This is a genomic window from Deinococcus grandis (assembly GCF_001485435.1).
Lineage (GTDB): Bacteria > Deinococcota > Deinococci > Deinococcales > Deinococcaceae > Deinococcus > Deinococcus grandis.
In genome coordinates, this window is the sequence record NZ_BCMS01000001.1 from 1,763,641 (window position 1) to 1,788,143 (window position 24,503).

Annotated in this window: 26 protein-coding genes and 1 tRNA gene; 16 read left to right on the plus strand and 11 right to left on the minus strand. The window is 70.4% G+C overall.

What is annotated here, in order from left to right; genetic code table 11:
• Window positions 1–53 precede the first annotated feature (53 nt).
• Window positions 54–1,685 (minus strand): DNA repair protein RecN, encoded by a 1,632-nt coding sequence (locus DEIGR_RS08695; protein WP_058976599.1) that lies wholly within the window; start codon window positions 1,683–1,685, stop codon window positions 54–56.
• A gap of 192 nt (window positions 1,686–1,877) precedes the next feature.
• Here DEIGR_RS08695 and DEIGR_RS08700 point away from each other — a divergent pair, with 192 nt between their 5' ends.
• Both DEIGR_RS08700 and pckA read left to right on the plus strand, forming a co-directional pair.
• The gene (locus DEIGR_RS08700; protein ID WP_058976600.1) at window positions 1,878–3,044 is read left to right on the plus strand and encodes a hypothetical protein; all 1,167 of its coding nucleotides are present in this window, start codon (window positions 1,878–1,880) and stop codon (window positions 3,042–3,044) included.
• Window positions 3,045–3,404: 360 nt separating this feature from the next.
• Window positions 3,405–4,994, plus strand: coding sequence for a phosphoenolpyruvate carboxykinase (ATP) (pckA, locus tag DEIGR_RS08705; RefSeq protein ID WP_058976601.1), 1,590 nt, complete (start codon window positions 3,405–3,407; stop codon window positions 4,992–4,994).
• Window positions 4,995–5,052: 58 nt separating this feature from the next.
• On the opposite strand, the gene DEIGR_RS08710 is transcribed toward pckA, so the two are convergent.
• Both DEIGR_RS08710 and lepB read right to left on the minus strand, forming a co-directional pair.
• Window positions 5,053–5,571, minus strand: a complete 519-nt coding sequence (locus tag DEIGR_RS08710; RefSeq protein ID WP_058976602.1) for a hypothetical protein — start codon at window positions 5,569–5,571, stop codon at window positions 5,053–5,055.
• Between the two features lie 83 nt (window positions 5,572–5,654).
• Window positions 5,655–6,230 carry a signal peptidase I gene (gene lepB, locus DEIGR_RS08715; RefSeq protein ID WP_058976603.1) on the minus strand — a complete coding sequence of 192 codons (576 nt, stop codon included), beginning with the start codon at window positions 6,228–6,230 and terminating at the stop codon, window positions 5,655–5,657.
• A gap of 271 nt (window positions 6,231–6,501) precedes the next feature.
• Here lepB and DEIGR_RS08720 point away from each other — a divergent pair, with 271 nt between their 5' ends.
• The 7 genes from DEIGR_RS08720 (at window position 6,502) to DEIGR_RS08750 (ending at window position 14,104) form a co-directional block, all read left to right on the plus strand.
• On the plus strand, window positions 6,502–6,843 hold the full coding sequence (locus DEIGR_RS08720; RefSeq protein ID WP_058976604.1) for an FKBP-type peptidyl-prolyl cis-trans isomerase: 342 nt from the start codon (window positions 6,502–6,504) through the stop codon (window positions 6,841–6,843).
• 139 nt (window positions 6,844–6,982) lie between these two features.
• Window positions 6,983–7,741 (plus strand): DeoR/GlpR family DNA-binding transcription regulator, encoded by a 759-nt coding sequence (locus DEIGR_RS08725; protein ID WP_058976605.1) that lies wholly within the window; start codon window positions 6,983–6,985, stop codon window positions 7,739–7,741.
• Window positions 7,742–7,929: 188 nt separating this feature from the next.
• The gene (locus tag DEIGR_RS08730; RefSeq protein WP_058976606.1) at window positions 7,930–9,966 is read left to right on the plus strand and encodes a beta-galactosidase; all 2,037 of its coding nucleotides are present in this window, start codon (window positions 7,930–7,932) and stop codon (window positions 9,964–9,966) included.
• Entirely contained in the window at window positions 9,959–11,455 is a 1,497-nt protein-coding gene (locus DEIGR_RS08735; RefSeq protein WP_058976607.1) for a glycoside hydrolase family 36 protein, read from the plus strand. The genes DEIGR_RS08730 and DEIGR_RS08735 overlap by 8 nt, the downstream gene beginning before the upstream one ends.
• Complete coding sequence (galT, locus tag DEIGR_RS08740; RefSeq protein WP_058976608.1) at window positions 11,452–12,582, plus strand: galactose-1-phosphate uridylyltransferase; 1,131 nt, start codon at window positions 11,452–11,454, stop codon at window positions 12,580–12,582. Before DEIGR_RS08735 ends, galT begins: the two co-directional genes overlap by 4 nt.
• Window positions 12,579–13,622 carry a galactokinase gene (gene galK / locus DEIGR_RS08745; protein WP_058976609.1) on the plus strand — a complete coding sequence of 348 codons (1,044 nt, stop codon included), beginning with the start codon at window positions 12,579–12,581 and terminating at the stop codon, window positions 13,620–13,622. Before galT ends, galK begins: the two co-directional genes overlap by 4 nt.
• Window positions 13,623–13,681: 59 nt before the next feature.
• Complete coding sequence (locus DEIGR_RS08750) at window positions 13,682–14,104, plus strand: GNAT family N-acetyltransferase (protein WP_058976610.1); 423 nt, start codon at window positions 13,682–13,684, stop codon at window positions 14,102–14,104.
• A 16-nt stretch (window positions 14,105–14,120) separates the two neighbouring features.
• Here DEIGR_RS08750 and DEIGR_RS08755 read toward each other — a convergent pair whose 3' ends face one another.
• The 6 genes from DEIGR_RS08755 to DEIGR_RS08775 all read right to left on the minus strand — a co-directional run bounded on the left by DEIGR_RS08755 (window position 14,121) and on the right by DEIGR_RS08775 (window position 17,955).
• Window positions 14,121–14,630, minus strand: a complete 510-nt coding sequence (locus tag DEIGR_RS08755; protein WP_083523979.1) for a transposase — start codon at window positions 14,628–14,630, stop codon at window positions 14,121–14,123.
• Window positions 14,606–15,010 carry a transposase gene (locus DEIGR_RS19630; RefSeq protein WP_083523980.1) on the minus strand — a complete coding sequence of 135 codons (405 nt, stop codon included), beginning with the start codon at window positions 15,008–15,010 and terminating at the stop codon, window positions 14,606–14,608. Before DEIGR_RS19630 ends, DEIGR_RS08755 begins: the two co-directional genes overlap by 25 nt.
• 227 nt (window positions 15,011–15,237) lie before the next feature.
• On the minus strand, window positions 15,238–15,693 hold the full coding sequence (locus DEIGR_RS08760) for a hypothetical protein (protein ID WP_058976612.1): 456 nt from the start codon (window positions 15,691–15,693) through the stop codon (window positions 15,238–15,240).
• 24 nt (window positions 15,694–15,717) lie between these two features.
• Window positions 15,718–16,119: a DUF4259 domain-containing protein gene (locus tag DEIGR_RS08765; RefSeq protein WP_058976613.1), complete on the minus strand. Its 402-nt coding sequence runs from the start codon at window positions 16,117–16,119 to the stop codon at window positions 15,718–15,720.
• Window positions 16,116–17,339 (minus strand): flavodoxin-dependent (E)-4-hydroxy-3-methylbut-2-enyl-diphosphate synthase, encoded by a 1,224-nt coding sequence (gene ispG / locus DEIGR_RS08770; RefSeq protein WP_058976614.1) that lies wholly within the window; start codon window positions 17,337–17,339, stop codon window positions 16,116–16,118. The genes DEIGR_RS08765 and ispG overlap by 4 nt, the downstream gene beginning before the upstream one ends.
• Window positions 17,340–17,385: 46 nt before the next feature.
• On the minus strand, window positions 17,386–17,955 hold the full coding sequence (locus DEIGR_RS08775; protein WP_236704710.1) for a TetR/AcrR family transcriptional regulator: 570 nt from the start codon (window positions 17,953–17,955) through the stop codon (window positions 17,386–17,388).
• Window positions 17,956–18,008: 53 nt separating this feature from the next.
• On the opposite strand from DEIGR_RS08775, the gene DEIGR_RS08780 reads away from it, so the two are divergent.
• Together DEIGR_RS08780 and DEIGR_RS08785 are read left to right on the plus strand one after the other, a co-directional pair.
• On the plus strand, window positions 18,009–18,353 hold the full coding sequence (locus DEIGR_RS08780; protein ID WP_058976616.1) for a DUF2568 domain-containing protein: 345 nt from the start codon (window positions 18,009–18,011) through the stop codon (window positions 18,351–18,353).
• The gene (locus tag DEIGR_RS08785; RefSeq protein ID WP_058976617.1) at window positions 18,350–19,093 is read left to right on the plus strand and encodes an MBL fold metallo-hydrolase; all 744 of its coding nucleotides are present in this window, start codon (window positions 18,350–18,352) and stop codon (window positions 19,091–19,093) included. Before DEIGR_RS08780 ends, DEIGR_RS08785 begins: the two co-directional genes overlap by 4 nt.
• 51 nt (window positions 19,094–19,144) lie before the next feature.
• Here the strand turns inward: DEIGR_RS08785 and DEIGR_RS08790 are convergent.
• Window positions 19,145–19,219: transfer RNA gene (locus DEIGR_RS08790), tRNA-Val, on the minus strand.
• Window positions 19,220–19,431: 212 nt separating this feature from the next.
• Between DEIGR_RS08790 and rimP the strand changes: the two genes are divergently transcribed.
• Genes rimP through infB form a run of 4 tightly spaced genes read left to right on the plus strand, consistent with a single transcriptional unit; the run spans window position 19,432 to window position 23,298 of the window.
• Complete coding sequence (rimP, locus tag DEIGR_RS08795; RefSeq protein WP_058976618.1) at window positions 19,432–19,890, plus strand: ribosome maturation factor RimP; 459 nt, start codon at window positions 19,432–19,434, stop codon at window positions 19,888–19,890.
• A gap of 54 nt (window positions 19,891–19,944) precedes the next feature.
• Window positions 19,945–21,129, plus strand: coding sequence for a transcription termination factor NusA (gene nusA, locus DEIGR_RS08800; RefSeq protein ID WP_058976619.1), 1,185 nt, complete (start codon window positions 19,945–19,947; stop codon window positions 21,127–21,129).
• 3 nt (window positions 21,130–21,132) lie between these two features.
• On the plus strand, window positions 21,133–21,423 hold the full coding sequence (locus DEIGR_RS08805) for a YlxR family protein (RefSeq protein ID WP_058976620.1): 291 nt from the start codon (window positions 21,133–21,135) through the stop codon (window positions 21,421–21,423).
• A 30-nt stretch (window positions 21,424–21,453) separates the two neighbouring features.
• Window positions 21,454–23,298 carry a translation initiation factor IF-2 gene (infB, locus tag DEIGR_RS08810; RefSeq protein ID WP_058978627.1) on the plus strand — a complete coding sequence of 615 codons (1,845 nt, stop codon included), beginning with the start codon at window positions 21,454–21,456 and terminating at the stop codon, window positions 23,296–23,298.
• Between the two features lie 112 nt (window positions 23,299–23,410).
• On the opposite strand, the gene DEIGR_RS08815 is transcribed toward infB, so the two are convergent.
• On the minus strand, window positions 23,411–23,986 hold the full coding sequence (locus DEIGR_RS08815) for a hypothetical protein (RefSeq protein ID WP_058976621.1): 576 nt from the start codon (window positions 23,984–23,986) through the stop codon (window positions 23,411–23,413).
• A gap of 165 nt (window positions 23,987–24,151) precedes the next feature.
• Here DEIGR_RS08815 and DEIGR_RS08820 point away from each other — a divergent pair, with 165 nt between their 5' ends.
• Complete coding sequence (locus tag DEIGR_RS08820; RefSeq protein WP_058976622.1) at window positions 24,152–24,493, plus strand: hypothetical protein; 342 nt, start codon at window positions 24,152–24,154, stop codon at window positions 24,491–24,493.
• Window positions 24,494–24,503: the final 10 nt, after the last annotated feature.

Below are 24,503 nucleotides of genomic sequence, written 5' to 3' on the forward strand. Positions count from 1 at the left end.
GTCTGACGGGCGACTGAACGCCGCCTTTCAGAAATCCTGACGCTTGGCGCCGCTCAGGCGGTCCCGGCGAGCAGTTCGCGCGCGTGGGTCAGGGCGGCGTCGCTGGTGTTGCCGCTGAGCATCCGGGCGATCTCCTGCAGGCGTTCGTCGGGCGTCAGGAGGCGGACGCGGCTGACGGTGCGGCCGCCCTCGACGCTCTTCTCGACCTTGTAGTGGTGGTCTGCACGCGCGGCGATCTGCGCGAGGTGCGTCACGACGAGGACCTGCCGGGTGGCGGCCAGAGCTCTCAGCTGGTCGGCGACGGCGTGCGCGGCGCTCCCGCCGATCCCGGCGTCCACCTCGTCGAACACCACGGCGGGCGTGTCGGCGCCCAGGACGGTGCTGATGGCGAGCATCACGCGGCTGAGTTCCCCGCCCGAGGCCACGTCGGCCAGCGGGGCGAGGTCCTCGCCGGGGTTGGCGTTGAAGTGCAGGGTCACGTCGCTCAGGCCGTGCGGGCCGGGTTCGTTCAGGGTGCCCAGGTGGAATTCCAGTCGGGCGTGCGGCATGCCGAGTTGCCGGATGACGGCCAGCAGGTCGGCGGCCAGGGGCGCGGCGCGTTCGCGGCGGGCGGCGTCCAGCCTCTCCCCTGCCGCCTGCACGTGGGCACGCAGGGCGTCCACCTCGGCGTCCAGGGTGCCCGCGTCCTGCTCGTCGCGGGTCAGCCCGGCCAGTTCGGTCTCGACCTGCGCGTGGAAGTTCAGGACGTCCTCCAGGGTGGGGCCGTACTTCGCGCGGAGTTTCCCCAGGGCGCCCAGGCGGGTCTCGACCCGCGCGAGTTCCTCCGGGTCGGGCGCCTGATCCTCGGCGACGCCGCGCAGTTCCCCCACGACCGCCTGGATGCTGGCGAGCGCCTCGCGCAGTTCGCTCTGCAGCTGCGCGGTGGTGTCGTCGAAGCGCGCCCCGGCGTTCAGGGCGCGGGCGGCCTCGTTCAGGAAGCCCAGGGCGTTCTCGTCCCCGTCGCTCAGGAGGTGCAGCGCCCCGGCGGCACTCTGCGCGATGGTGTCGAGGTTCGCCAGCCGCGTCAGGTCGGCCTGGAGGGGGTCCTCCTCGCCCAGCTGCGGGCTGATCTCGGCGATCTCGCGGGCCTGGAACTGCAGCAGGTCGAGCTGCCGGGCGCGTTCGCGTTCGGTGGCGCGCAGGCGCTCCAGGCGGGCGCGGGCGTCCTGCCAGTCGCGGTAGGCGCTGGCGTACGCGGCGTGCGGGGCGTCCACCTGCCGGTCGAGCAGCGCGCGCTGGTTGGCGGGCGTGAGCAGGCTGACGGCCGAGTGCTGCCAGTGGATGGTCAGGCGGCGCTGCGCCCAGTCCTGCAATTCGCGCAGGCTGACGACCTCGCCGTCCAGCCGGGCGGTGCTGCGGCCCTGCGCGGTCACGCGGCGGCTGGCGATCTCGTCGCCCCAGTGGCCGGTGACGAGCAGGTCGTCCTCGCCGCTGCGGATCAGGTCGGTGTTGCTGCGGCTGCCCAGCAGCAGGCCCAGGGCGTCCACGATGATGCTCTTGCCCGCGCCGGTCTCGCCGGTGAAGACGCTCAGGCCGCCACTGAACGCCAGGTTCAGGCTGCGGATGGTCGCCAGGTTCCGGACTTCCAGGGTGCGCAGGGGCGGCAGGGCGGGGGGGGCGTCAGCACGCGGGGCCTTGCGGGTCACGCCCCCGAGTGTAGCGCGAAGGCCCGCGGGGCGACGGTGCTGCGCGCGACCTTCGCGTCGCGGCGCGCGAACATGAATGCGGCGTTACGTTCCGCCCACACTGGGCTCGGGGGTGGGTCTGAGAATGGGCCGCATGACCCGGTCGCGCAGCCCTGCATCCTGCATGGGCGCGACCGGCCCAAAGGAGTCACCATGAACACGAACACCGATGCGACCGGCGGCGTGAGCAAGCGCAGCCTCGTCCTGCTGGGCGCCCTGGCCGGACTGATGACCAACCGTGACACGCGCCGCGCCCTGGTGGACGGCACCCGCAGCGCCTGGAGCGGCACCCAGCACACCCTGAGTGACAGCGTGAAACCCGCGTTGCTCTCGGCCGCGGCGCAGGCCGCGCAGATCGCGCAGGAGACCGCGCGCAGCGGCGCCCACACGGTCGCCAGCACGGCCTCCAGCCTCAAGGATGAGGCCGCACCCCGCGCGAGTGCGCTGCTGGACAGCGTGCTGCACGCCGCGAGCGGACTGGCCGGTCAGGCGCAGGAGGTCGCGGCGCGCGCGGCGACGGCCGGGGGCAAGGGCGCCCGCACGCTGGGTCATGAGGCCGGGCGCCTCGCGTCGGACGCCGGGGTGACGGTGCAGACGCAGGCTCAGCGGGGCCTGAAGCGCGCCGAGAAGGCGACGCGGCCCGCGCGCCGCGTGGCGGCCCTGACCCTCTCGGACGCTCAGGGCGCGGCATCGGAACTCTTCTCGAACGTGCAGGATCAGGTCAGCAGCACCCTGCACGAGGCCGTGGACGGCGCCGAGGCGCGCCGCCGCCGTGTGGAACGAACCCTGCGTCAGGCGCGCCGCGACGCCGAGCGCGAACTGCGCCGTGGCAAGAAGACCCTCAGCAGCGGGCAGCTGGAACGCGCCGTGAGCCGCAAGCTGGCACCGCTGGAAAAACAGCTGGGCCGTGAACTGAAGGTCATCGAGAAGCAGGTGCGCCGCGCCCGCAGGGATGACCGCAGCAGTGGCAGCGGGACCGCCGCGACGCTGGTGCTGCTGGGCACCGGCGCGGTGGTGCTGGCCCGCGTGCCCGCCGCGCGGCAGGCGATTCTGTCGGCGGTGGAGAAGGTCAGCCCCGAGGCCGCGCAGGGCCTGCATCAGGCGGGGCGCAACGCCCGCAACCTGATCGGGACGATGTGGCTGGAGCGCATCGAGGAGCCGCAGGCGACGCCCGCACCCGGCGCGGCGAAGGCCACGCAGGCCGCGACGACCGGTGCGGCGGCAGCGGGCGCGGTGGCGCCGGACGCTCCGGCAGCGGCCAAGACGGCGGCGCAGGACGGCGCGGCGAAGCCCGACGGTCAGGCCAAGCGGACGAACTGAAGTTCCACCACTCATCGGTGCCTTCCCACGGCGGGAGGGCACTTTTTCGTGGCCCCTGGCGCTGGTTGGCCGGGGTGTCCGGCTATTCTGTTCGGCTGTTGAACAAAAGTCAGGGGTGCAGACCTTGCACGCGGTAATGGATCGGTACGCCCGCCGTAGACACTGAGATGTCGCGTCGTGGTGGGCGCCGCCGCGTGTAAGGTCGTCCGTCCGAAGGGGACATCTGCGGCTGTTGTCCCCGAAAGCGTGACACCACAAAGGTTGGACTGGAACCGCTTCACAGGCGACAATTTCTCCGTAACATCGAACACCAATTCACCCCGGCACGCCCCACGAGGCGGCGCTGCACCCGGAGGACCCATGAGCCTGACCGCGACCGACCCGCTGGCCGACCTCGGCATCAAGACCGCCACCATCCACCTCAACCCCGGCGTGGACGCCCTGTACGCCGATGCGATCCGGCTCGGCGAGGGCGTACAGGCCGCCTGCGGCCCCCTCACCGTCCGCACCAACAAGACCGGCCGCAGCCCCAAGGACCGCTTCATCGTCGAGGACGACCTGACCCGCGACCGCGTGTGGTGGGGCGGCTTCAACACCCCGATCAGCCCGGTCGTGTTCGACCGCCTGCTCGACAAGATGACCCGCCACGCCGAGGGCAAGGAACTGTTCGTACAGCAGGTGTACGCCGGGACCGACCCCCGCTACCGCATCGGCTGCCGCATGGTCACCGAGATGGCGTACCACTCGCTGTTCATCCGCAACATGTTCGTCCGCCCCACCCCCGAGGAACTCGCGGACTTCCACGAGGACTGGACCGTGCTGAACATCCCGTCCTTCAAGGCGGACCCCGCCGTGGACGGCGTGCGCAGCGACACGTTCATCATCGTGAACTTCACGCGCAAGATGATCATCGCGGGCGGCACCCAGTACGCCGGTGAGAACAAGAAGGGCATCTTCGGCGTCCTGAACTTCCTGCTGCCCGAAGCCGGCGTCATGCCCATGCACTGCTCCGCGAACGTCGGCGAAGGCGGCGACGTGGCGCTGTTCTTCGGCCTGAGCGGCACCGGCAAGACCACCCTGAGCGCCGACCCCAGCCGCAAACTGATCGGCGACGACGAGCACGGCTGGACGGACAGCGGCGTGTTCAACTTCGAGGGCGGCTGCTACGCCAAGGTCATCAACCTGAACGCCGAGGCCGAACCCGCCATCCACCGCACCACCCGCACCTACGGCACCGTGCTGGAGAACGTCGTGCTGGACGCACAGGGTGAACCCGATCTGAACGACGGTTCGCTGACCGAGAACACCCGCAGCGCCTACCCCATCGACCAGATCGACAACGTGCAGCCCGGGTCCATCGCGGGCCACCCGAAGAACGTGGTGTTCCTGACCGCCGACGCGTACGGCGTGCTGCCGCCCATCAGCCGCCTGAGCGCCGAGCAGACCATGTACCAGTTCATCAGCGGCTTCACCGCCAAGATCCCCGGCACGGAGGACGGCGTGACCGAACCCAGCCCCACCTTCAGCACCTGCTTCGGCGCGCCGTTCATGCCCCGCCACCCCGGCGAGTACGCCCGCCTACTGGCGCAGAAGGTACAGGACAGCGGCGCGCGCGTGTGGCTGGTGAACACCGGCTGGAGCGGCGGCATGTACGGTCAGGGCAAACGCATGAGCATCGCCCACACCCGCGCCATGATCAATGCGGCGCTGTCCGGCGCGCTGGACGACGTGACCTTCGAGAAGGAAGGCTTCTTCGACCTGGAGCTCCCCACCCAGGTGCCCGGCGTGCCCGAGGGCGTGCTGAACCCCCGCGACGCCTGGGCGGACAAAGGCGCCTACGACCAGACCGCCCGCAAACTGGCCCGCATGTTCCGGGAGAACTTCAAACGCTTCGAGGACGGCGTGGACGCCGCCGTCACGAACAGCATGCCCAACCCCGACGCGAACTGAAGTCCACACGCCGAGGCGGCTCCCTGTTCACCGGGTAGCCGCCTCGGCGTGTGGGGGCCTACTTGAACTTGACGCTGACGAGCACCTTGTCGAACGTGCCGCTGGCCGCCGCGAAACGGGCGGGCGTGTCGGTCAGCTGGAACGAGTACAGGTTCTTCGCGCCGACGCCGTACCACACGCGCATCTTCAGCTGGCCCTTGGGGTGCGTGAGGGTGTAGCTGCGCTCCACGCCGCTCAGGGCACCGACCTTCAGGGTGCGGCTGGCCGTCTGCTTCACGGCGGCGCCCGTGCCCTTGATTCCGGCCTCGAACTTCTTGAATTCACCTTCGGGGGTGGGCTTGCCGCCCGCCTTGTCCACGAACAGCAGGCGCATCAGCGTGGCGGGCGGGGCCTTGGCGGACACGATGGACACGCCGCTGGTGCCGTCCTTGAAATCAACGCCCAGCCACCCCTTGGGCAGGCTGACCGTGAACGGCAGCTTCGGGTCGCTGAAGCCCACGAGCGTCTGGGCGTGGGTGGTGCCGAGGGTGGCGGCGAGCGCCACGGCGGGGAAGGTCAGGGAACGGGCAAACTTCATGAGAGGCACCGTACCGCCCGAGTGTGAGCGTCCCCCCCGCCCTGCGTGAACGGACCCTGGGGCCCGGTCGGCGCGGGATCAGTTCAGCGCTGGATCAGGCCCGGGCGGGGCCACAGACGCAGGTCGGCGGGCCCGGCGGCGTCGCGCAGGTCCACCGGGCCGTACACGCGGCTGTCGAGGCTCTCGCCGATGCGGCGGTTGTCACCCATCACCCAGACCTTCCCGGCAGGAACGCGCAGGGCAAGCTGGTCGTCCACGAAGCCCTCGCTGGCGTAACTTTCGGCCAGGGCGCGGCCATTGACCACCACCCGCCCGTCGCGGACCGCGACGGTGTCGCCCGGCAGGGCCAGCACGCGTTTGACGTTGTACTGGCGGTGCCGCAGGCCGTACAGCGTCTCAAAGGCGTAGGGACTGTCGGCGGGTGCTTTGAAGATCAGCAGGTCACCCCGGCGCGGGTAGGACCCTCCCAGGCCCCAGGCGCGCAGCCAGCGGGGGTACTTCAGGAGGACCAGCATGTCGCCGCTGTCCAGTGTGGGGTTCATGGAGTCGCCGTCCACGCGGGCCAGGGTGAATCCGAAGGTGGTGAGCAGGTACGCGGCGGCGGCACTGAGAACCCAGGCGCGCCAGCTGTCGCGGGAGGTGGTGGGGGGCGCACTCACGGTGCCGCAGGGTAGCGCACGGCCCCGCGCCGCTGGTCCCGCGCGGCGTGCGGCCGGATGCGCGGGTCGGCCCGGGTGTTCCTCATGAGGCTCACTGGACGGGCCGCGTGGCGCGGGCGCATGAGCTGGCGGCTTGAGTGCAGGACGCCCAGCGGCTGCGGCTGGCGCTCCTTGAGCGTCCCCCCATGAGTCGGGGCATACTCTTAATTGCCTTCATGGTCACTTCAGCTTGGGTAGCGGACACGTGTCCAGGTCAGGTACCCTGACGCGCATGACTGCTGAAGGCAAGACGGAACTGAAGATCGACAAGTACCACGAGGGCACCGGCGCGCAGGCGCAGGCCGGGAAGATGGTGCGCGTGCACTACACCGGCATGCTGGAAAACGGCCAGAAGTTCGACAGCAGCCGTGACCGTGGCGAGCCGATCGAGTTCCCGCTGGGCGTCGGCTACGTCATCCAGGGCTGGGATCAGGGCATCGCGCAGCTGCGCGTGGGCGACAAGGCCAAGCTGACCATCCCCGCCCACCTGGGCTACGGCGCGGCGGGCGTTCCCGGCGTGATTCCCGGCGGCGCGACCCTGATCTTCGACGTGGAACTGATGGACGTCCGCTGAGCGGACCCCACCACCGGAAGCCCCGACCTGCGCGGTCGGGGTTTTTTGTGCCGTTTCCTGCGCCTGTCCAGCGATCCCCTCTTGCCGCCACTTCATAACTTCCGTAATATTCGAAAGACATGAAAGTTCCGGGGCGCGCATGATCGAGGGCCGACGCAGCGAGATCATCGCGCTGGTCCGCCAGCACGGCGAACTGAGTGTGACGGAACTCTCGGGCCTACTGGGCGTCTCGGAGGTCACGGTCCGCAGCGACCTCAGCGCGCTGGCGCAGGCCGGGCACGTGCGGCGCACGCGCGGGCGGGTCAGCCTGCCCCTGGACCTGCGGCGCGAGGCCCCGCTGGAGACCAGCATGCGCGAGTTCGCAGCGGCCAAGCGGCGCATCGGGCAGGCGGCGGCGGCCCTGGTCCGCAGTGGCGACACCGTGTTCCTGGACGTGGGCAGCACCACCTCCGAGGTCGCGCGGGCGCTGTCCCCGTCCCTGCAGGACGTGACGGTCGTGACGAACGGCCTGAACATCGCCCTGCTCCTCGAGCGCCTGCCGGGCGTGCGGGTCATCGTGACCGGCGGAACGCTGCGGCCCCTGCAACACTCGCTGGTCAGCCCGTACGCGCTGGACGTGCTGCGCCACATTCACGCCGACCGGCTGTTCCTGGGCTGCAACGGCGTGCACGCCGCGTCGGGCGTGACGAACGCGAACCACGAGGAGGCCGAGGTCAAGCGCCTGATGGCCGAGCAGGCGCGCGAGGTGGTGGTCGTCGCGGACCACCGCAAGCTGGGCGTGGTCAGCCGGGCGTTCATCACGCCGCTGGACCGCGTGTCGACCCTGATCACCGACCGCGCCGCGACCTCTCCCCCACCGGACGTGCTGGCGGCCGTGCAGGACGTCCGCGTGGTGTGAAGCGCCCCTCCAGCCAACTCAGAAACCGGTTTCTCCCCACTCCCCACTCCCCACTCCCCACTCCCCACTCCCCACTCCCCACTCCCCACTCCCCACTCCCCACTCCCCACTCCCCACTCCCCACTCCCCACTCCCCACTCCCCACTCCCCACTCCCCACTCCCCACTCCCCACTCCGTGAGGCGATCCATGACGAACCCTGATCCCACCGCCGAATTCCTGATGCTGGGCACCTGCGATTACCCCGAGCATGTGCCCTCCGACCGCTGGGCGCCTTACGCGCAGATGCAGGCGGAGCTGGGCCTGCGGTTCGTGCGGGTCGCGGAGTTCGCCTGGAGTCGCCTGGAACCCCGCCCCGGCGAGTTCGACTGGGCGTGGCTGGACGACGCGATCGCCGCCTACGCCGCAGAAGGTTTGCGCGTGGTGATGTGCACGCCGACGCCCACGCCGCCCGCGTGGCTGATCCGCGCGCACCCGGAGATCCTGGCGTTCGACGACCAGGGCCGCGTGCGGGAGTTCGGGTCGCGCCGCCACTACGATTTCGCGTCCCCGGTGTTCCGCGAGCACTCGCGCCGCATCACCCGCGCGGTCGCCGAGCGGTACGGGCAGCACCCGGCGGTGGTGGGCTGGCAGACCGACAACGAGTTCGGGTGTCACGGCACCAGCCGCAGCTACGGCGGCGCGAGCGAGGCGGTGTTCCCCGCGTGGCTGCAGGCGCGCTACGGCACGCTGGACGCGCTGAACGAGGCGTGGGGGAACGTGTTCTGGAGCATGGAGTACACCGACTGGGCGCAGGTGAAGTCCCCGGCGCTGACCGTGACGGAACCGAACCCGTCGCACGTGCTGGACTACCACCGTTTCGCGTCGGACCTGATCGCGTCGTTCCAGGCCGAGCAGGTGGAGATCCTGCGGGAGCTGTCGCCGGGGCGGTTCGTGACGCACAACTTCATGATCTTCGAGTCGGGTTTCGACCATTACGACGTGGCGCGCGGCCTGGACTTCGCGACGTGGGACAACTACCCGACCGGGATGCTGGAATTCTTCGCGCCTCCCGGCGTGGACGAGGACCTGAAGACCCACTACGCCCGCACCGGGCACCCGGACCTGGTGGCGTTCAATCACGACGTGTACCGCAGCCTGATGCTCGGGAAGGACGGGCTGGGCCGGGACGGGGCGGGCACGCCGAACGGGTTCTGGGTCATGGAGCAGCAGTGCGGTCAGGTGAACTGGGCGCCGTACAACCCGCTGCCCGCCGAAGGCGCGGTGGCGCTGTGGACGGCGCAGGCGTGGGCGCACGGGGCGGACGTCGTGAGTTACTTCCGCTGGCGGGCCGCGACGATGGCGCAGGAGGTCATGCACTCCGGACTGCTGCGGCACGACGAGACGCCCGACCGGGGCTTCGCGGAGGTCGCGGACCTGGACCTCACGCAGTTTCCGGTGGGACCGGTTCCGGCGCGCGTGGCGCTGCTGCACGACTACGAGAGCCTCTGGATCTATGACCAGCAGCGGCACGCGGCGGGCCTGAGCTACTGGGCGCAGACGGTCACGTACTACATGGCGCTGCGCTCGCTGGGCGTGGACGTGCAGATCACCCACCCGGACGCGGACCTGAGCGGCTTCGCGGCGGTGGTCGCCCCGGCGATCACGCTGGTTCCCGCTGACCGGGCGGCGCGCTGGGAGGCGGCGGCGCAGGGCGGCGTGCCGTTCGTGTTCGGGCCGCGCACGGCGTTCCGCACGCCGGGCGGCGCGACGTGGTCGGACGGGCAGTTCGGCCCGCTGTCGGAGATGACTGGGGCGCGCCTCTTGCAGTACGACAGCCTGCGTCCCGGCGTGACGCAGGGCGTGACCGGCGCGTTCGGGAGCGTGGACGCGAGCCTCTGGGCCGAGAGCTACCGCGTGACCGGCGCGCAGACGCTCGCCACGTACGCCGGTGGGCCGCTGGACGGGCAGAGCGCCGTGATCCGCCACGGGAACGCGACCGTGATCGGCGCGCACAGCCTCGATCTGATCCGGGCGGTGCTGCGCGATGTGCTGGGCGGCGCGGGCGTGCCGCTGCTGGACCTGCCGGAGGGGGTGCGCGTGTCGCGCCGCGCGGACCGGACGCTGGTGCAGAACTGGCATCCGCACGCGGTGACGTGGGGCGGCCTGGAATTAGGCCCGGTGAGTTCGGTGGTGCTGGGCGGCGACTGGACGCCCACGGACGGGAAAGGAGCGAAGGGTGAATAAGTGGATTGTCGACGAGGCTCCGCAGGGCCTGCGGGTGTTGATCAGTGGCTTCCAGTCGTGGAGCGAGGCGGAACTGCGCCCGCTGACGGACGTTCAACCCTGCCCGGGGCAGGGCTGGCGGGTGGAGCAGGGGCACGATCCGGACTTCCCGCCCAGCGGCGAGGCCGGGGTGTGGTGCAGCCATACCGTGCTGGCGCTGGTCCGCGCGGACGGCAGCGGCTGGGTGGGCAGTGTGGGGGACGCCACGCGCACCTTCGCGCAGTGGGAGGCCCGCGCCGGAACCACTGACGTGACCGTGACCTGCACCCTGGAAGGTCCCGACGTTCCCGTCACCTGGGAGGAGACCGGGGACGTGATCGCCACGCTGGAGGCCCGCGCGGCCGAACTGGGCGCGGCGATGGGCGCGCGGACGCCGGCGCCGCTGCGGGTGTGGTGCTCGTGGTACTCGTACTACCGTGACGTGACGCTGGACGCCATGCTGGACAACGCCCGGCTGGCCCGCGAGCACGGCCTGGACTTCGACGTGTTCCAGCTGGACGACGGCTTCCAGACGTTCCTGGGCGACTGGGAGGACCCCAGCGCCCACTTCGGCGGGCACGCCCGCGAGCTGCCCGCGCGCCTCGCGGAGCTGGGCTTCACGGCGGGCCTGTGGCTGGCGCCGTTCCTGGTGCAGCCGCAGAGCCGCCTGTTCCGCGACCACCCCGAATGGCTGCTGCGTGGCGAGGACGGTCAGCCGCTGGCGTTCGGGAACAACTGGGGCGGCCCGTACCACGCGCTGGACACCACGCACCCCGGCGCGCTGGACTGGATCCGCGAGCTGGGGCGCACGGTGCGCGGCTGGGGGTACACGTACCTGAAGATCGACTTCCTGTACGGCGCGACGCAGCCCGGCGTGCGGCATGACCCGACGGTCGGTCGGGCCGAGGCGTACCGCATGGGCCTGCAGGCGTTCCGGGACGGCGCGGGCGAGGACGCCTTCATCCTCGCGTGCGGGGCGCCGCTGGCGCAGAGCATCGGGCTGGTGGACGCCATGCGCACCGGTCCCGACGTGGCCCCGCTGTGGGATGAGGACTCCCGCCGCGTGTGGCTGGGCGACGCGACCGGCCCCAGCGCCCGCAACGCGCTGCACACCGCGCTGAGCCGCTGGTATCAGCACGCGTGGTACCAGCCGGACCCGGACGTGGCGATCTGCCGCCGCGAACTGAGCCTGCTCAGCGCCACCGAGCGGGAGGCCATCGCGGGGATGCTGGACGTCATCGGGGGCCTGCGGGCCAGCAGCGACCCGATCGCCATGCTGGACGAGGAGGGCCGCGCGCTGCTCCGGCAGTGCCTGACGGTCAGCACCCCGGACCGCCCGGTGACGCTCGCGGCGTCGCACGGGGACGCGGTGACGCACTTCACGCGCGGCACGTTCAACCTCACCGACCGGGCCATGAACGGCATTCCCGCGCACGGGTACCGGTCCGCGCAGGGCAAGGAGCAGGCATGACCACCGAATCCACCACTGCAGCCCTGCCCGGCGGGTACCACGCCGCCGACTTCACGAAACCCGACGGGCGCGCCATGACGCTGTACGGCCTGGCGCCCATCCGCGTGGACAGCGAGATTCCCAGCCCCAGCCCGGACCCCGTGGACGCCCGGCCCCTCATGCGCTGGCATCCCGTGCGCGGCGAGTGGGTCATGTACGCCGCGCACCGCATGGGCCGCACGTTCCTCCCGCCGCCCGAGTACAACCCGCTGGCCCCCACCCGCGACCCCGAGCACCCCACCGAACTCCCGCGCGGCGAGTACGACATCGCGGTGTTCGACAACCGCTTCCCCAGCCTGACCCTCACGGCCCCCGACCCGGAACCCGGCCCCGCCGGGACGCGCGCGGGCGTCGGGAAGTGCGAGGTCGTGGTGTTCAGCCAGAGTGCCCAGGGCCGCCTGTGCGACCTGACGGACGAGCAGATCAGCCTGCTGCTGGCCGTCTGGGCGGACCGTACCACGCGCCTCGCGGAGACCGGGCAGATCAACGCCGTGCTGCCCTTCGAGAACCGTGGGGTGGAGGTCGGGGTGACCCTGCACCACCCGCACGGGCAGATCTACGCCTACGATCACGTCCCGCCGGTCGCCGCGCGCGCTGCCGCGCAGATGGACGCGTACGTCGCCGAGCACGGCCGCCCCTGGCTGGAGGACTTCATCCAGGAGGAACGCGCCGCCGAGGACCGCATCATCCGCGACGACGGCGCGGCCCTGAGCGTCGTGCCGCTGTTCGCGCGCTACACCTTCGAGACGTGGGTGCTGCCCACACGCCCCGTCAGCCTCCTGAGTGACCTGAGCGACGCCGAGCGGCTCAGCATGGCGCGGGTGCTGCGGGACGCGCTGCGCCGCCTGGACGGCCTGTTCGGCGTCCGGATGCCGTACCTGATGACCGTGCATCAGGCGCCGCTGGACACGCCCCGCCCGGCGTTCCCGCTGCACATCGAGATCTACCCGTACCTGCGCGCCCCGGGCCGCCTGAAGTTCCTGGCGGGGACCGAGCAGGGCGCCGGGGAGTTCGCGAACGACAAGTTCCCGGAGGTCGCCGCCGCCGAGCTGCGCGCCGTGCCGGACACCGCAGGAGACGGACTGTGACCCACACCAGTTATGAACAGGCGTTCGGGCGTGCGCCGCAGGCCACCGCGCAGGCCCCGGGCCGCGTGAACCTGCTGGGCGAACACACCGACTACCAGGGGGGCTTCGTGCTGCCCACCGCCATCCCGCAGCAGGCGACCGTCGCGCTGGGCCGCAACGGCACGGGCGAGCACGTCCTGTATTCCGCGAACCTGGACCAGACCATCCGCGTGCCGGTCGGCGAGGTCGGCAGCGGCTTCGCGCCGTACCTGACCGGCTGCTTCGCCCTGAGTGGCGTGCAGGAGGGCCTGAACGCCTTCATCGGCAGTGACGTGCCCAGCGGCGGCCTGAGCAGCAGCGCCGCGCTGGAGGTCGCCACGCTCCGCGCCCTGCGGGACCTCGCGGACCTCGACCTCGACGACGTCGCACTCGCCCTGCTCGGCGTGCAGGTCGAACACGACTTCGTGGGCGTCAAGTGCGGCGTGATGGACCAGATGGCCAGCTCCCTGGCCGACACCCGCACCATGCTCCTGATCGACACCCGCAGCCTCGACCGCCGCGCCGTGCCGTTCCCCGCCGGGGCGGAGGTGCTCGTCATCGACTCCGGCGTGCCGCGACGCCTCGCCGAGAGCGGCTACAACGAACGCAGGGCGCAGGTCGAGGAAGCCGCCCGTCTGCTGGACGTCCCGCAACTGCGCGACGTGACCGACCCTTCGGTCGTCGAGAGGCTCCCGCCCGTCCTGCGCGAACGCGCCCGGCACGTCGTCACCGAGAACGCCCGCGTCCTGGCCGCACTGGAACCCGACGTGGACGCCACGCGCTTCGGGCAGCTCATGAACGCCAGCCACGCCAGCCTCCAAGGCGACTACGCCGTCAGTCACGAACGGGTGGACGAACTCGTCGCGCTGCTCCAGGCGCACCCGGACGTGTACGGCGCCCGGATGACCGGCGCGGGCTTCGGCGGCGCCGTTGTTGTCCTCGTCCGCCAGGGACAGGCCACCGCCGCCGCGCAGGCGGTCCTCGCGGAGTACAGCGAGCAGGGCTCCCAGGTCGTTCCGTAAACGACCCGTACGCCAGTGTGCCGGTGCCCCACGCGCGGGCGGACGGCACACTGGCGCTCGTGACTCGACCCAGCTACGCCCTCACCACGTCCCTGGACGGCCTCACGCCTGAGCAGTTGCGTGGCTTCTTCGTGGACTGGCCTAACCCGCCCACGCCCGACACGTTCCTGCGGCTGCTGCGCGGGTCGTACCGGGTCGTGCTCGCCGTCCAGGACGGTCAGGTCATCGGCTTCGTGCAGGCGATCAGCGACGGCGTGCTGACCGCGTACATTCCACTGCTGGAAGATCTGCCCGCGTGGCAGGGCCGGGGCGTGGGCCGCGCCCTCATGACCCGCATGGGGGACGAACTGCGGCACCTGTACGCCGTGGACCTCTGCTGCGACGACCACCTCGTCCGCTACTACGAGGGGCTGGGGATGCGGCGGGGCAACCTGATGTGCACCCGCAACTACGAGCGGCAGAACGGGTCGCCCACCGGGTGAGAGGCTGTCTGGAAAGTCATTTTCGAGCTGGTGACGGCTGTTCACCAGCGAACGCCGCGAGTCTGCGAATCATAAGCCGAACAAACGACACACCGATGAACGCCGCCGTTGTACTCGGCAGCAGGTCATACTCCCGGTTCAAGCGACGATCAAACGACAACCACGCGAAGCTCCGCTCCACCACCCACCGCTTGCGCAGCACCTTGAACGTCCGATACCCCCTGAACGTCTTGATCTGTTCCTCCGTCAACTCCTGTCCCACAGGCAGCCAATACCTTCGGGTGTTGGCATCCGCACGCCGTACCACTTCCACGCTGAACCCCAGAGTGGTCTTCACCCACGCCTCCCACGGCCCGGCATACCCTCCATCCACGAACAGATGGAGTGACCACTGCGGCTGCGACAGGTGCACCTGTCGCAGCAACACCTTCCCACCCTCGCGGTCGCTGATGTTCGCTGCCGTGACGGTGACACCCAGCAACAACCCCTGCGTATCCACGATCAGGTGATGCTTTCGTCCGTTGATCTTCTTGCCCCCGTCGTACCCTCTGACCCCCCTTTTTGGGAGGTCCTCACACTCCGGGAATCCACGACGCCCGCCGTTGGGCGGGCGTTGCCGCCCATGGCCGCTCGAGTCTGGGTGCGCAGCGCGTCATTGACGCGCAGCCAGACGCCATCGAGCTTCCACTGCCGGAAGTAGCTGTACACCGTCTTCCAGTGCGGAAAATCGGCGGGCAACATGCGCCAGGACACGCCGCCACGTGTGATGTAGAAGATGGCATCAACGACATCCCGGCGATGGATGCGTGCTGGACGTCCGCCTGGTTGAGGCGCGGGAATCAGTGGGCAGAGGATGGCCCATTCAGCGTCACTGGTATCGCTGGGGTAGTGTCGGTGCCGAGTCATAAAAAACAGTACGCTGTTTTCGACACCACGCCCTCAACCCTCTTTCCAGACAGCCTCTGACCGGTCTGTTCGGGCAGGCGCTGGCCGTGTTCGCCGGACTTCAGGCCCTCTTGACCACTCTGCCCGTCCGCTACCCCGCCTGGATGGGTATGGGCGCAGGCATGCCCAGCGACGGGCGGCAACTCCTCGACCACTGGCGGGGACCGCGGCGGGCACACACCTGACCGTCACCAGTACCGGAACAGCAGGTCACCGCGTGTCCACCCCAGGTGCCGCGCGCCCTTCGCCGTGCCGGGTGGCAGGCAGTCGAGGTCGGCGCGGTCGGGTGTGCCGTTCAGCCACGCGGCGTCCGGGACGAGCCAGCCGCGCACCAGCCACCACGCGGTCAGGCCGGGCGGATTGAGGTAGGGCGCGAAGGTCGGCCCCGGATGCGTGGCGTCCGTGAAGGCCAGCAGCGGCCAGTCGGTGTGCGCGAGCAGCTTCACCTCTGCCCCACCAGTCGCAGGTCGGAGGCTCTGCCCCCGCACGCCCGTTAGCGGGTCAATGTGGAGTCCACCGATCAGCGTCCACCCGAGTTCGCGGGCGCAGCGGTGCAGATCGGCGGTCAGGCGCGCCGGGGCGTGCGCGTCCGTGCGGGTCAGGTCATCCCGCAGCCACGGCAGCACGCCCGGTTCCACGGTCAACCCTCCATCGTCAGCCCTGCGTCCTCAGCTCAGCGCCGCGCGGAGACGCTGGATGTCCTCGCGCCACGCGTCGGCGTCCTCGCTGTCCTCCCAGAGGTCCGGGAGTTCGCTGCCGGGACCGAGGACGCGTTCCAGGGCTTCCATGGCGTGCCCGCGCAGGTGGGTCAGTTCGGCGGCGTCCGCGTTCTGCACCCAGGCTCGCAGGGCGGCGTCGGTCAGGGCGCTGGTGTCGCCGGTCAGGACGGCGGCGAGGGTCTCGGCGGCGGCGACGGCGCGGTGGCCTTCCTCGGCCTCCAGGTAGTCGTTGTCGGGGTCCAGCGCCACGTCGAAGGCTTCCGCCAGGGCGTACGCGCCGTCCTGTACGATCTCGGCGGCGTACTCGGCGGCCGCCTCGTTCTGGAAGGGGCCGACGCCCCAGGCGCTCATGCGGGGGCCTCGCTGCGGCCGTAGCGCTGCTCGACGTATTTCTCCATGAGCTCCTGGAAGTCCTCGGCGATGCGGGGGCCGCGCAGGGTAGTCAGGAGTTTGCCGTCTTGGTAGACGGGCGCGCGGGGGTCCTCGCCGGTGCCGGGCAGGGAGATGCCGATGTTGGCGTGTTTGCTCTCGCCGGGGCCGTTGACGATGCAGCCCATGACGGCGACCTGCATGTCCTCCACGCCGGGGTATTTCGCCTTCCAGTCGGGCATGGTGTCGCGGATGTAGTCCTGGATTTTCTGGGCGAGTTCCTGGAAGAAGGTGCTGGTGGTGCGGCCGCAGCCGGGACAGGAGGTGACCTGCGGGAGGAACTGGCGGATGCCGAGGCTCTGGAGGATCTGCTGGGCGACCTCGACTTCCAGTTTGCGGCTCGCGCCGGGTTCCGGGGTGAGACTGACGCGGATGGTGTCCCCGATACCCTCGATCAGCAGGGGCGCGAGGGCGGCGCTGCTGGCGACGATACCTTTCATGCCCATGCCCGCCTCGGTCAGGCCGAGGTGCAGGGGGTAGTCGCACAGCGGGGCGAGCTGGCGGTACACCTGCCAGAGTTCCGGGGCGCTGCTGACCTTCACGCTGATCAGGATCCTGTCGTGCGCGAGGCCGAGTTCCTCGGCGTACGCGGCGCTCTCCAGCGCGGAGACGACCATCGCGTCGATCATGACGTCCGTGCCGGTCTTGGGTGACCCGGCGGCGGTGTTCTCGTCCATCAGGCGGGCGAGGACCTGCTGGTCGAGGCTGCCCCAGTTCACGCCGATGCGGACGGGTTTGTCGAACTCTTTGGCGACCTCGATCATGGTGGCGAAGTTCGCGTCGTGGTGCTGTCCGGCGCCGACGTTGCCGGGGTTGATGCGGTACTTGGCGAGCAGGCGCGCCGTTTCGGGGAATTCGCGCAGGAGGATGTGGCCGTTGTAGTGGAAGTCCCCGACGATGGGCACCTCGATCCCGACCTCGTTCAGGCGGGCGATGATGTCGGGGATGGCGGCGGCGGCCTCGCGGGTGTTGACGGTGACGCGCACGATCTCGCTGCCTGCCCGGACGAGCTGCGCGATCTGGATGGCGGTGGCTTCGGCGTTGGCGGTGTCGGTGTTCGTCATGGACTGCACGACGACCGGGTGGGCGCTGCCCACCATGACCCCCCCGACGTTGACGCTGACGGTCTGGCGACGCTTCATGCCGCCCAGTGTACGCGGCGGGCCGGGTGGGCGGCTGGAAGCGGGGTTACGCCTTCGCGGCGCGTTCCATGCGGTCCAGAATGGCGCTCAGGCCGATCTCCAGGCCGCCTTGCGGGCCGCTGGCGCCGTAGAGGCCGCTGCGCTGGAGGCTGGCCGCGCCGTGCAGGAACGTCCAGTAGGCGACGGCGTGCCCGGTGTCGTCGGGGTGGCCGCTCAGCGCACCGACGTGGGTCAGGAGGGCGTTCCAGAGGTGCTTTCCGGCGGTGGTCTTGATGCCGGGGGGTTGTTCGGGGCGTGGGGTCATCAGGAGGTCGTAGGTGTGCGGGCGGGTGTGGGCGAAGTGCAGGTACGCCCGGGCGATGGCGTCGAGTGCGGCGCGTGGGGCCTGGGTGTGGGCGGCAGCGGTGACGTCGTCGCGCAGGGCGTCGGCGGCGTGTTCGGCCAGCTGGTTCAGGAGGGCGTCGCGGCTGGCGAAGTGGCGGTACAGGCTGCCGGGGCGCACGCCCAGCGCGTCGGCGAGGGGCCGCATGGCGAGGGCGTCGGGGCCGCCCTGGTCGAGGAGGGTCTGCGCTTCCCGGAGGATGGTGTCCGGGGTGAGTTTGGCGGGGTACGGCACGGTGAACAGTGTACGTCTTGACGCCCGTCCGCCGAAGGTGTACGGTGTTCACCATGAAAGCGAACAGCGTTCAGCTTGGGTCGCCGTACCAGGTCAGCGCCGCCGACCTGCTCGCCCTGACCACCGAACTCGTCGCCCTGGCCGCCGTCACCACCTGGGCTGCGCGCACGGGCGGCTGGCCCGCCGCCCTGGCCACAGTGACCACCTTCGCAGCCGTGTGGGGCACCTTCCTCTCCCCCCGCGCCCCACGGCCCGTCAGGGGCGCCGCGTGGCCCGCGGCGAAACTCGCGGTGTTCAGCCTCGCCGCGCTGGCCCTGGCCGCCGTCGCGGGCCCCCTCCCGGCCGCCGTCTTCCTGGGCGCGGCCCTGCTGAGCACCGTGCACGGCGGCGCGCGGTGACCCGGCCGCCCATCCGGCTGGCGCAGTTCGGCCTGATCAACGCGTACCTCGTGCCCGAACGCGACGGCCTGACCCTCATCGACGCGGGAGTGCGCGGCATGGACCGCCGCGTGAACCGCGCCGCCCGGCAGCTGGGCCTCCCACTGCGCCGCGTCGCGCTGACCCACACGCACAGCGACCACGTCGGCGCGATCGACACCCTGATGCAGCACTGGCCAGACGCCGAACTTCTGGTCGGCGCGGCCGACACCGCCAACCTCGCCGAACTGGGCGTGAGGACCGCACCCACCCGCCTCCTGCGCGACGGGGACCGCGTGGGGTCCCTGACGGTCATCGACACGCCCGGCCACTCGCCCGGTCACGTCGCGTACCTCGACGAACGCGACGGCACGCTGTACAGCGGCGACACCTTCGTGAACGTGCCGCGCCTGCGGGTCGCCAGCGTCCTGCACGCCGCCTTCCCCCTGCCCACCTTCGGCACGCACGACCCGGCGCAGACCACCCGCGCCGCCCGCGCCCTGCTGGACGTGCCGCTGCGCACACTGGCCACCGGCCACGGCCTGGTCATCCAGGGGCCGCTGCCCGCCATGCGCCGCGCTGTGCAGGACGCCGAATCCGGCCGCGAACCGGGGGCGGTCACCCGCACCGTCTCCGGCTGGGTCGGGCACCTGACGCGCCTGAGCACCGACGGCGCGGTCGCCGGAAAGGCACTCGCCTACCGCGACAACCGCCCCAGCTGACACACAACAAGAAAGGCGGGACCGACGCCAGCTGGCCATCGGTCCCGTTCGTGGTGGGCGGTGAGGGATTTGAACCCCCGACCTATCGCTTGTAAGGCGAGAGCTCTACCGCTGAGCTAACCGCCCACGCGGCCTGACATGCTAGGCGATCAGGGCCGGTCCGCGCAAGGGGGGCGACCCGCCCCGGAGGCCGCCGCACGCGGCATTTGTGACGGCTGGCGTGCGTTTTCGCGCCAGTGGGGTATACTGGGGGGGTAATTCCTCGAACGGGGGTGGGCGGTTCGCTCACCTTTTTTCGTGGAGGGGGTGGTTTCAGGCTGCTGGTCAGCCGACACAATATGAATAACAACGACAACAACAACTTAATGCAACTCGCGAGCGGCGCCCTGGAACCCCTGGGCTTCGAGGTGCTGGAAGTGCAGATGCAGAACATGGGCGGCCAGCCGATCGTGCTGGTCCGCATCGACCGTCTGGACGAGCAGCCGGTCACGGTGGACGATCTGGCGCGCGCCAGCCGCACCGCGGAAGCCGAGTTCGACCGGGTCGACCCGATCGCCGGGGAGTACCGCCTGGAGTTCGAATCCCCGGGCGCGAAACGGCCCCTGCTGCGCGCGCGGCACTTCGAGCGCATGCTGGGCCTCAAGGCCCGCGTGCGGGGCGACGGCCACGCGTTCACGGCGCCCATCACGGCCGTGGACGGCGACCGCGTGACCTTCACGGTCGGCGGTGAGCCCGTCACGCTGACCGCCGGGACGTTCCAGGCGAACCTCGCCGAGTTCCCCGACCGTCACCGGTAACCCCCCAAGAATCGATTCGTGGGTGCCGGTGACGCACCCAGAAGGAAGCGTGAGATGACCCAGCCGGAATTCAACTTTGCCGACGCGCTGCGTGAAGTGGCGCAGGCCCGCAACATCAACGAGATGCAGCTGATCGAGGCGTTCGAGCAGTCCCTCGCCCAGGCGTACACCCGCAACGTGGAACCCGAGAAGCGCATCGAGGTGCACCTCGACCCGCAGAGCGGCGAGCTGGAAGTGCTGATCGTGCGCGAGGTCGTCGAGAAGGTCGAGGACGAGCACCTGCAGATCTCCCTGGCCGACGCGCTGGAACTCGATCCCGGCGTGGAAGTCGGCATGGAGATGGAGTTCCCCGTCGACCGCGAGAAGTTCAGCCGCATCGCCCTGCAGGCCGCCAAGCAGACCCTGACGCAGAAGATGCGCGAAACCGAGCGCAACGTGGTCTTCAACGAGTACAAGGACCGTGAGGGCCAGGTGCTCACCGCGCAGGTGGTGCGCAGCGACAACAAGGGCAACTGGTTCGTGGAACTGGGCGCGGGCGAGGCGATCCTGCCGCCCCGCGAGCAGATTCCCGGCGAGAAGCTCACGCCGGGCAACCGCGTGAAGATCTACCTGAAGGAAGTCCGCAAGACGCCCAAGGGCCCAACGATCCTCGCCAGCCGCGCCGACGAGAGGTTGCTCGACTACCTCCTGAAGCAGGAGATTCCCGAGGTCGCCAACGGCATCGTGGAGGTCAAGGCCATCGCCCGTGAAGCCGGGCAGCGCAGCAAGGTCGCGGTGTTCTCCCACAACAGCAACGTCGACCCGATCGGCGCGTGCATCGGGCACCGCGGCAATCGCATCCAGGCCGTCACCGGCGAACTGGGCCGCGAGCGCGTGGACGTGATCCTCTGGGACGGCAACACCCGCGACTTCATCCGCAACGCCCTGTCGCCCGCCAAGGTGGGCCTGATCGAGGTGCTGGCCGACCGCCGCGAGGCGACCGTGACCGTCACCCCCGACCAGCTGTCCCTGGCGATCGGCAAGGGCGGGCAGAACGTCCGCCTGGCCGCCAAGCTGACCGGCTTCAAGATCGACCTGCGGGAAACCGCCGCGATCAGCGACCTGGACGCCGCGATGCAGCAGGCCATGCAGGACGAGCAGGACGGCCGCGACTCGGGCAGCGCCCAGTCGGCGTTCGACGCGCTGTTCAAGGACAGCAAGTCGGTCGCGACCGCCAGCCCGGACGACGAGCAGGAGTAACCCTTGACCGCCGCCCCCTCCCCTACCCCCACGCCGAAGACCGGGCACGTGCCCGAGCGGACGTGCGTGGCCTGCCGTCGCCGCCGCGCGCAGGGCGAGTTCCTTCGCCTGAGCCGGGACGCGGACGGCCGCTGGCGGGTGCAGGAGGGGCCGCGCACGGGCCGCGGCGCGTACGTGTGCGCCGACAGCCCGGCGTGCTGGGCGGAGAAGCGGCTGCGCCGCGCGTTCGGAGCGCAGGCTCCGGTCGTCTCGCAGGCGCTCCTGAACCGATCCACTGATTTACCCCGCGCGTAAGAGCAGGCGCGGGTCTCACCGGAGGTGAGCATGTCGAAAGTTCGTATTTATACCCTCGCCAAGGACCTTGGCGTCGAAAACGCGAAGATGCTGGACATCCTCGACGGGCTCGGCGTGTCCTACAAGAGCGTCAGCAGCACCATCGAGGAAGACACCGTCGAACTGATCAAGGAGATCCTGGCCGCCGAGGCCGAGGGCGGCGCACCCGCCCAGGCCGACGCCGACACGACCCCCGCGGCCGCGCCCACCGGGGCGCCCGCCCAGACCACCGCCCAGACCGCTCCTCAGGCGACCGAAGCGGCGGCCCAGACCGGCGCCGCCCCGGTGGCCGACCAGACCGAGGCACCCGTGAGCACCGAGAAGGAAATCCCGCACCGCGCGCCGGTCGTGACCATCATGGGTCACGTCGACCACGGCAAGACCAGCCTGCTGGACTACATCCGCAAGACCAAGGTCGCGGCGAAGGAAGCCGGGGGCATCACCCAGCACGTCGGCGCGTTCGAGGCGAAGACCAGCAAGGGCAAGATCGTGTTCATCGACACGCCCGGCCACGAGGCCTTCACGACCATCCGCGCGCGCGGCGCGAACGTCGCCGACATCGCGATCATCGTGATCGCCGCCGACGACAGCCTCATGCCGCAGACCCGCGAGGCCATCGCGCACGCGCAGGCCGCCAAGGTCCCCATGATCGTCGCGATCAACAAGGTCGACCTGCCCCAGGCCGACCCGGAACGCGTCAAGACCGACCTGACCCAGCTGAACCTCGTGCCCGAAGAGTACGGCGGTGACCTGGTCGTCGTGCCCGTGTCCGCCAAGACCGGCGAGGGCGTCGAGGACCTGCTGGAGTACATCAGCCTGACCGCCGAGATCGAGGACCTGCGCGCCGACCCGAAAGGCACCTTCAGCGGCGTGGTCATCGAGGGCAAGGTGGACAAGCAGGCGGGCGTCCTGGCGACCGTCATGGTGCAGGAGGGCACGCTGCACGTCAGCGACTTCCTGGTCGTGGGCGAGAACTACGGCAAGATCAAGGCGATGACCGACAGTAGCGGCGCGCGCATCAAGGAAGCGGGCCCGAGCACCCCCGTGCAGATCCTGGGCTTCAGCGAGGTCCCCAGCAGCGGCGAGAAGGTCATCAGCGCCAAGAACGAGCACGCCGCCCGTGAAGTCGTCGCCGGTCGCGCCGACGTCCGCCGCGACGAGGAAGACGCCCGCGACCGCCGCAAGGGCCAGCGCAGCCTCGAGGACCTCCTCGGGCCGCTGGGCACGATCCGCACCGTGAACCTGATCCTGCGCGCCGACACGCAGGGCAGCGTGGAAGCCATCCAGGGCATCCTCGCCCGCAAGGAAAAGGACGACGTCAAGATCAACGTGATGCTCGCCGGGATCGGTGCGCCCACCGAGGGTGACGTGCTGCTGGCCTCCACGGCCGAGGCGACCATCCTGTGCTTCAGCGTCACCGCGTCCGGCGGCGTGAAGAAGGTCGCGGACACCAAGGGCGTGGACATCAAGTCCTACCGGATCATCTACGAACTCATCGACGAGGTGGACCGCCTGATCAAGGGCAACCTCGAACCCGTGTTCGAGGAGAAGTACCTGGGCCGCGCCGAGGTCCGCATGGTCATCCGCCACCCCAAGAGCGGCAACATCGCCGGATCGTACGTCACCGACGGCAGCCTCAAGCGCAACGCGAAGGCGAAAGTCACGCGCGGCAAGCAGGTCGTGTACGAGGGCACCATCGTGGGCCTCAAGCGCTTCAAGGACGACGTCCGCGAAGTGCAGACCGGCTACGAGTGCGGCATCAACGTGGACTGGAACGACGTGATGGAAGGCGACATCATCGAAGCCAGCGAGATGGTCGAAGTCGAGCAGAACTAAGCTTCACCGTGAAAGCCGGAACCTCCGCGTGGGGTTCCGGCTTTCTCATGCATAGGACGCAACGACCAGCCCCCCCGCCACGGGGACGGGGGGGCTGGGGGTCGGGTGTGGATCAGGTGCCGCTGGTGGTGCCGGTGGCGCTGCCCTGGTCGGTGCTGTCGCCCTGCGGTCCGTGGTTGTCCTGGCCGCGCGGGCCGCCGGGGCCCATGGGGCCGTCGTGGTGGCCGCCGCGTCCGGGGCCGCCGGGGCCGCGACCGCCGAAGGCGAAGGGGTTCTCCGCGAGGTGCTGTTTCATGTCGGCGGCGCGGTCGGCGGGGATGTCCCCGGCCTTCACGGCGGCGTCGATGGTGGCGGTTCCGGCCTTGACGGCGGCGGCCTTGAGTTTCTCGGGCGTGGTGTTCAGCTGCTTGGCGAGGTTGGTGATGAACGTGTCGGCGTAGTTGGTGCCGCTGCGCTGGGGGCGCTCGCCGGGCTGACGCTGCCCGGTCTGGCCCTGCTGCGACTGGTTCTGCTGGGTCTGATTTTGCCCGGTGCGCTGGCCGGGCTGGGCGGGCTGCACGCGCTGCGGGGCCTGGGCGGTGGTCGCGGCGCCGGTGCTGGCAGTGCCTGTACCGCTCTGCTGGGCGAGTACAGCGCCGACGGTCAGGGGCAGCGCGGCGAAGGCGATCAGGGGAAGACGGTTGTTCATGGGGGGCACACTCCTGTTGACTGGGGGGCCTTGAACTGAGGGCCTGGGAATGGGGGGCGTCGGGTTCGGGTGGCGACGTCCGGACATCGGCCACGCAGGCAGTGTGCCGAACAGGTGTTAAGGGGCGGCTAATTGGTGTGGGGCCTTCTGCTATGCTGGGTCGCCTTGAGATTCCCGCGTTCCTTCCGACTGGCGTGGCAGCGTGCGCTGCTGAGCCTGCCGGGCCTTTTCCCGCTGCTGCCGCTGCTAGCCGTGGCGCTGGGTCAGCCCTGGAACGTGCCGGAACCGGGCCGCTGGGCGGCGGGGAATGTCGCCCCGGCCCTGCCGGAGTTGCGGCCCGCGCCGCCGCCCGGCTCGCCCGTGCCGCTGCTGGCTGGGGACGCGCCCCGCCCGGTGGCCCTGCCGCCCGCGCAGGCCCGGTTCACGCTGGCGCTGCCCGTGTGGGCCGAGCCGCGCGTCAGACCGGCGCTGAGCGTGCTGGGGCGGCGGCAGTCCGACGGGGGCTGAGCGTCCGCGT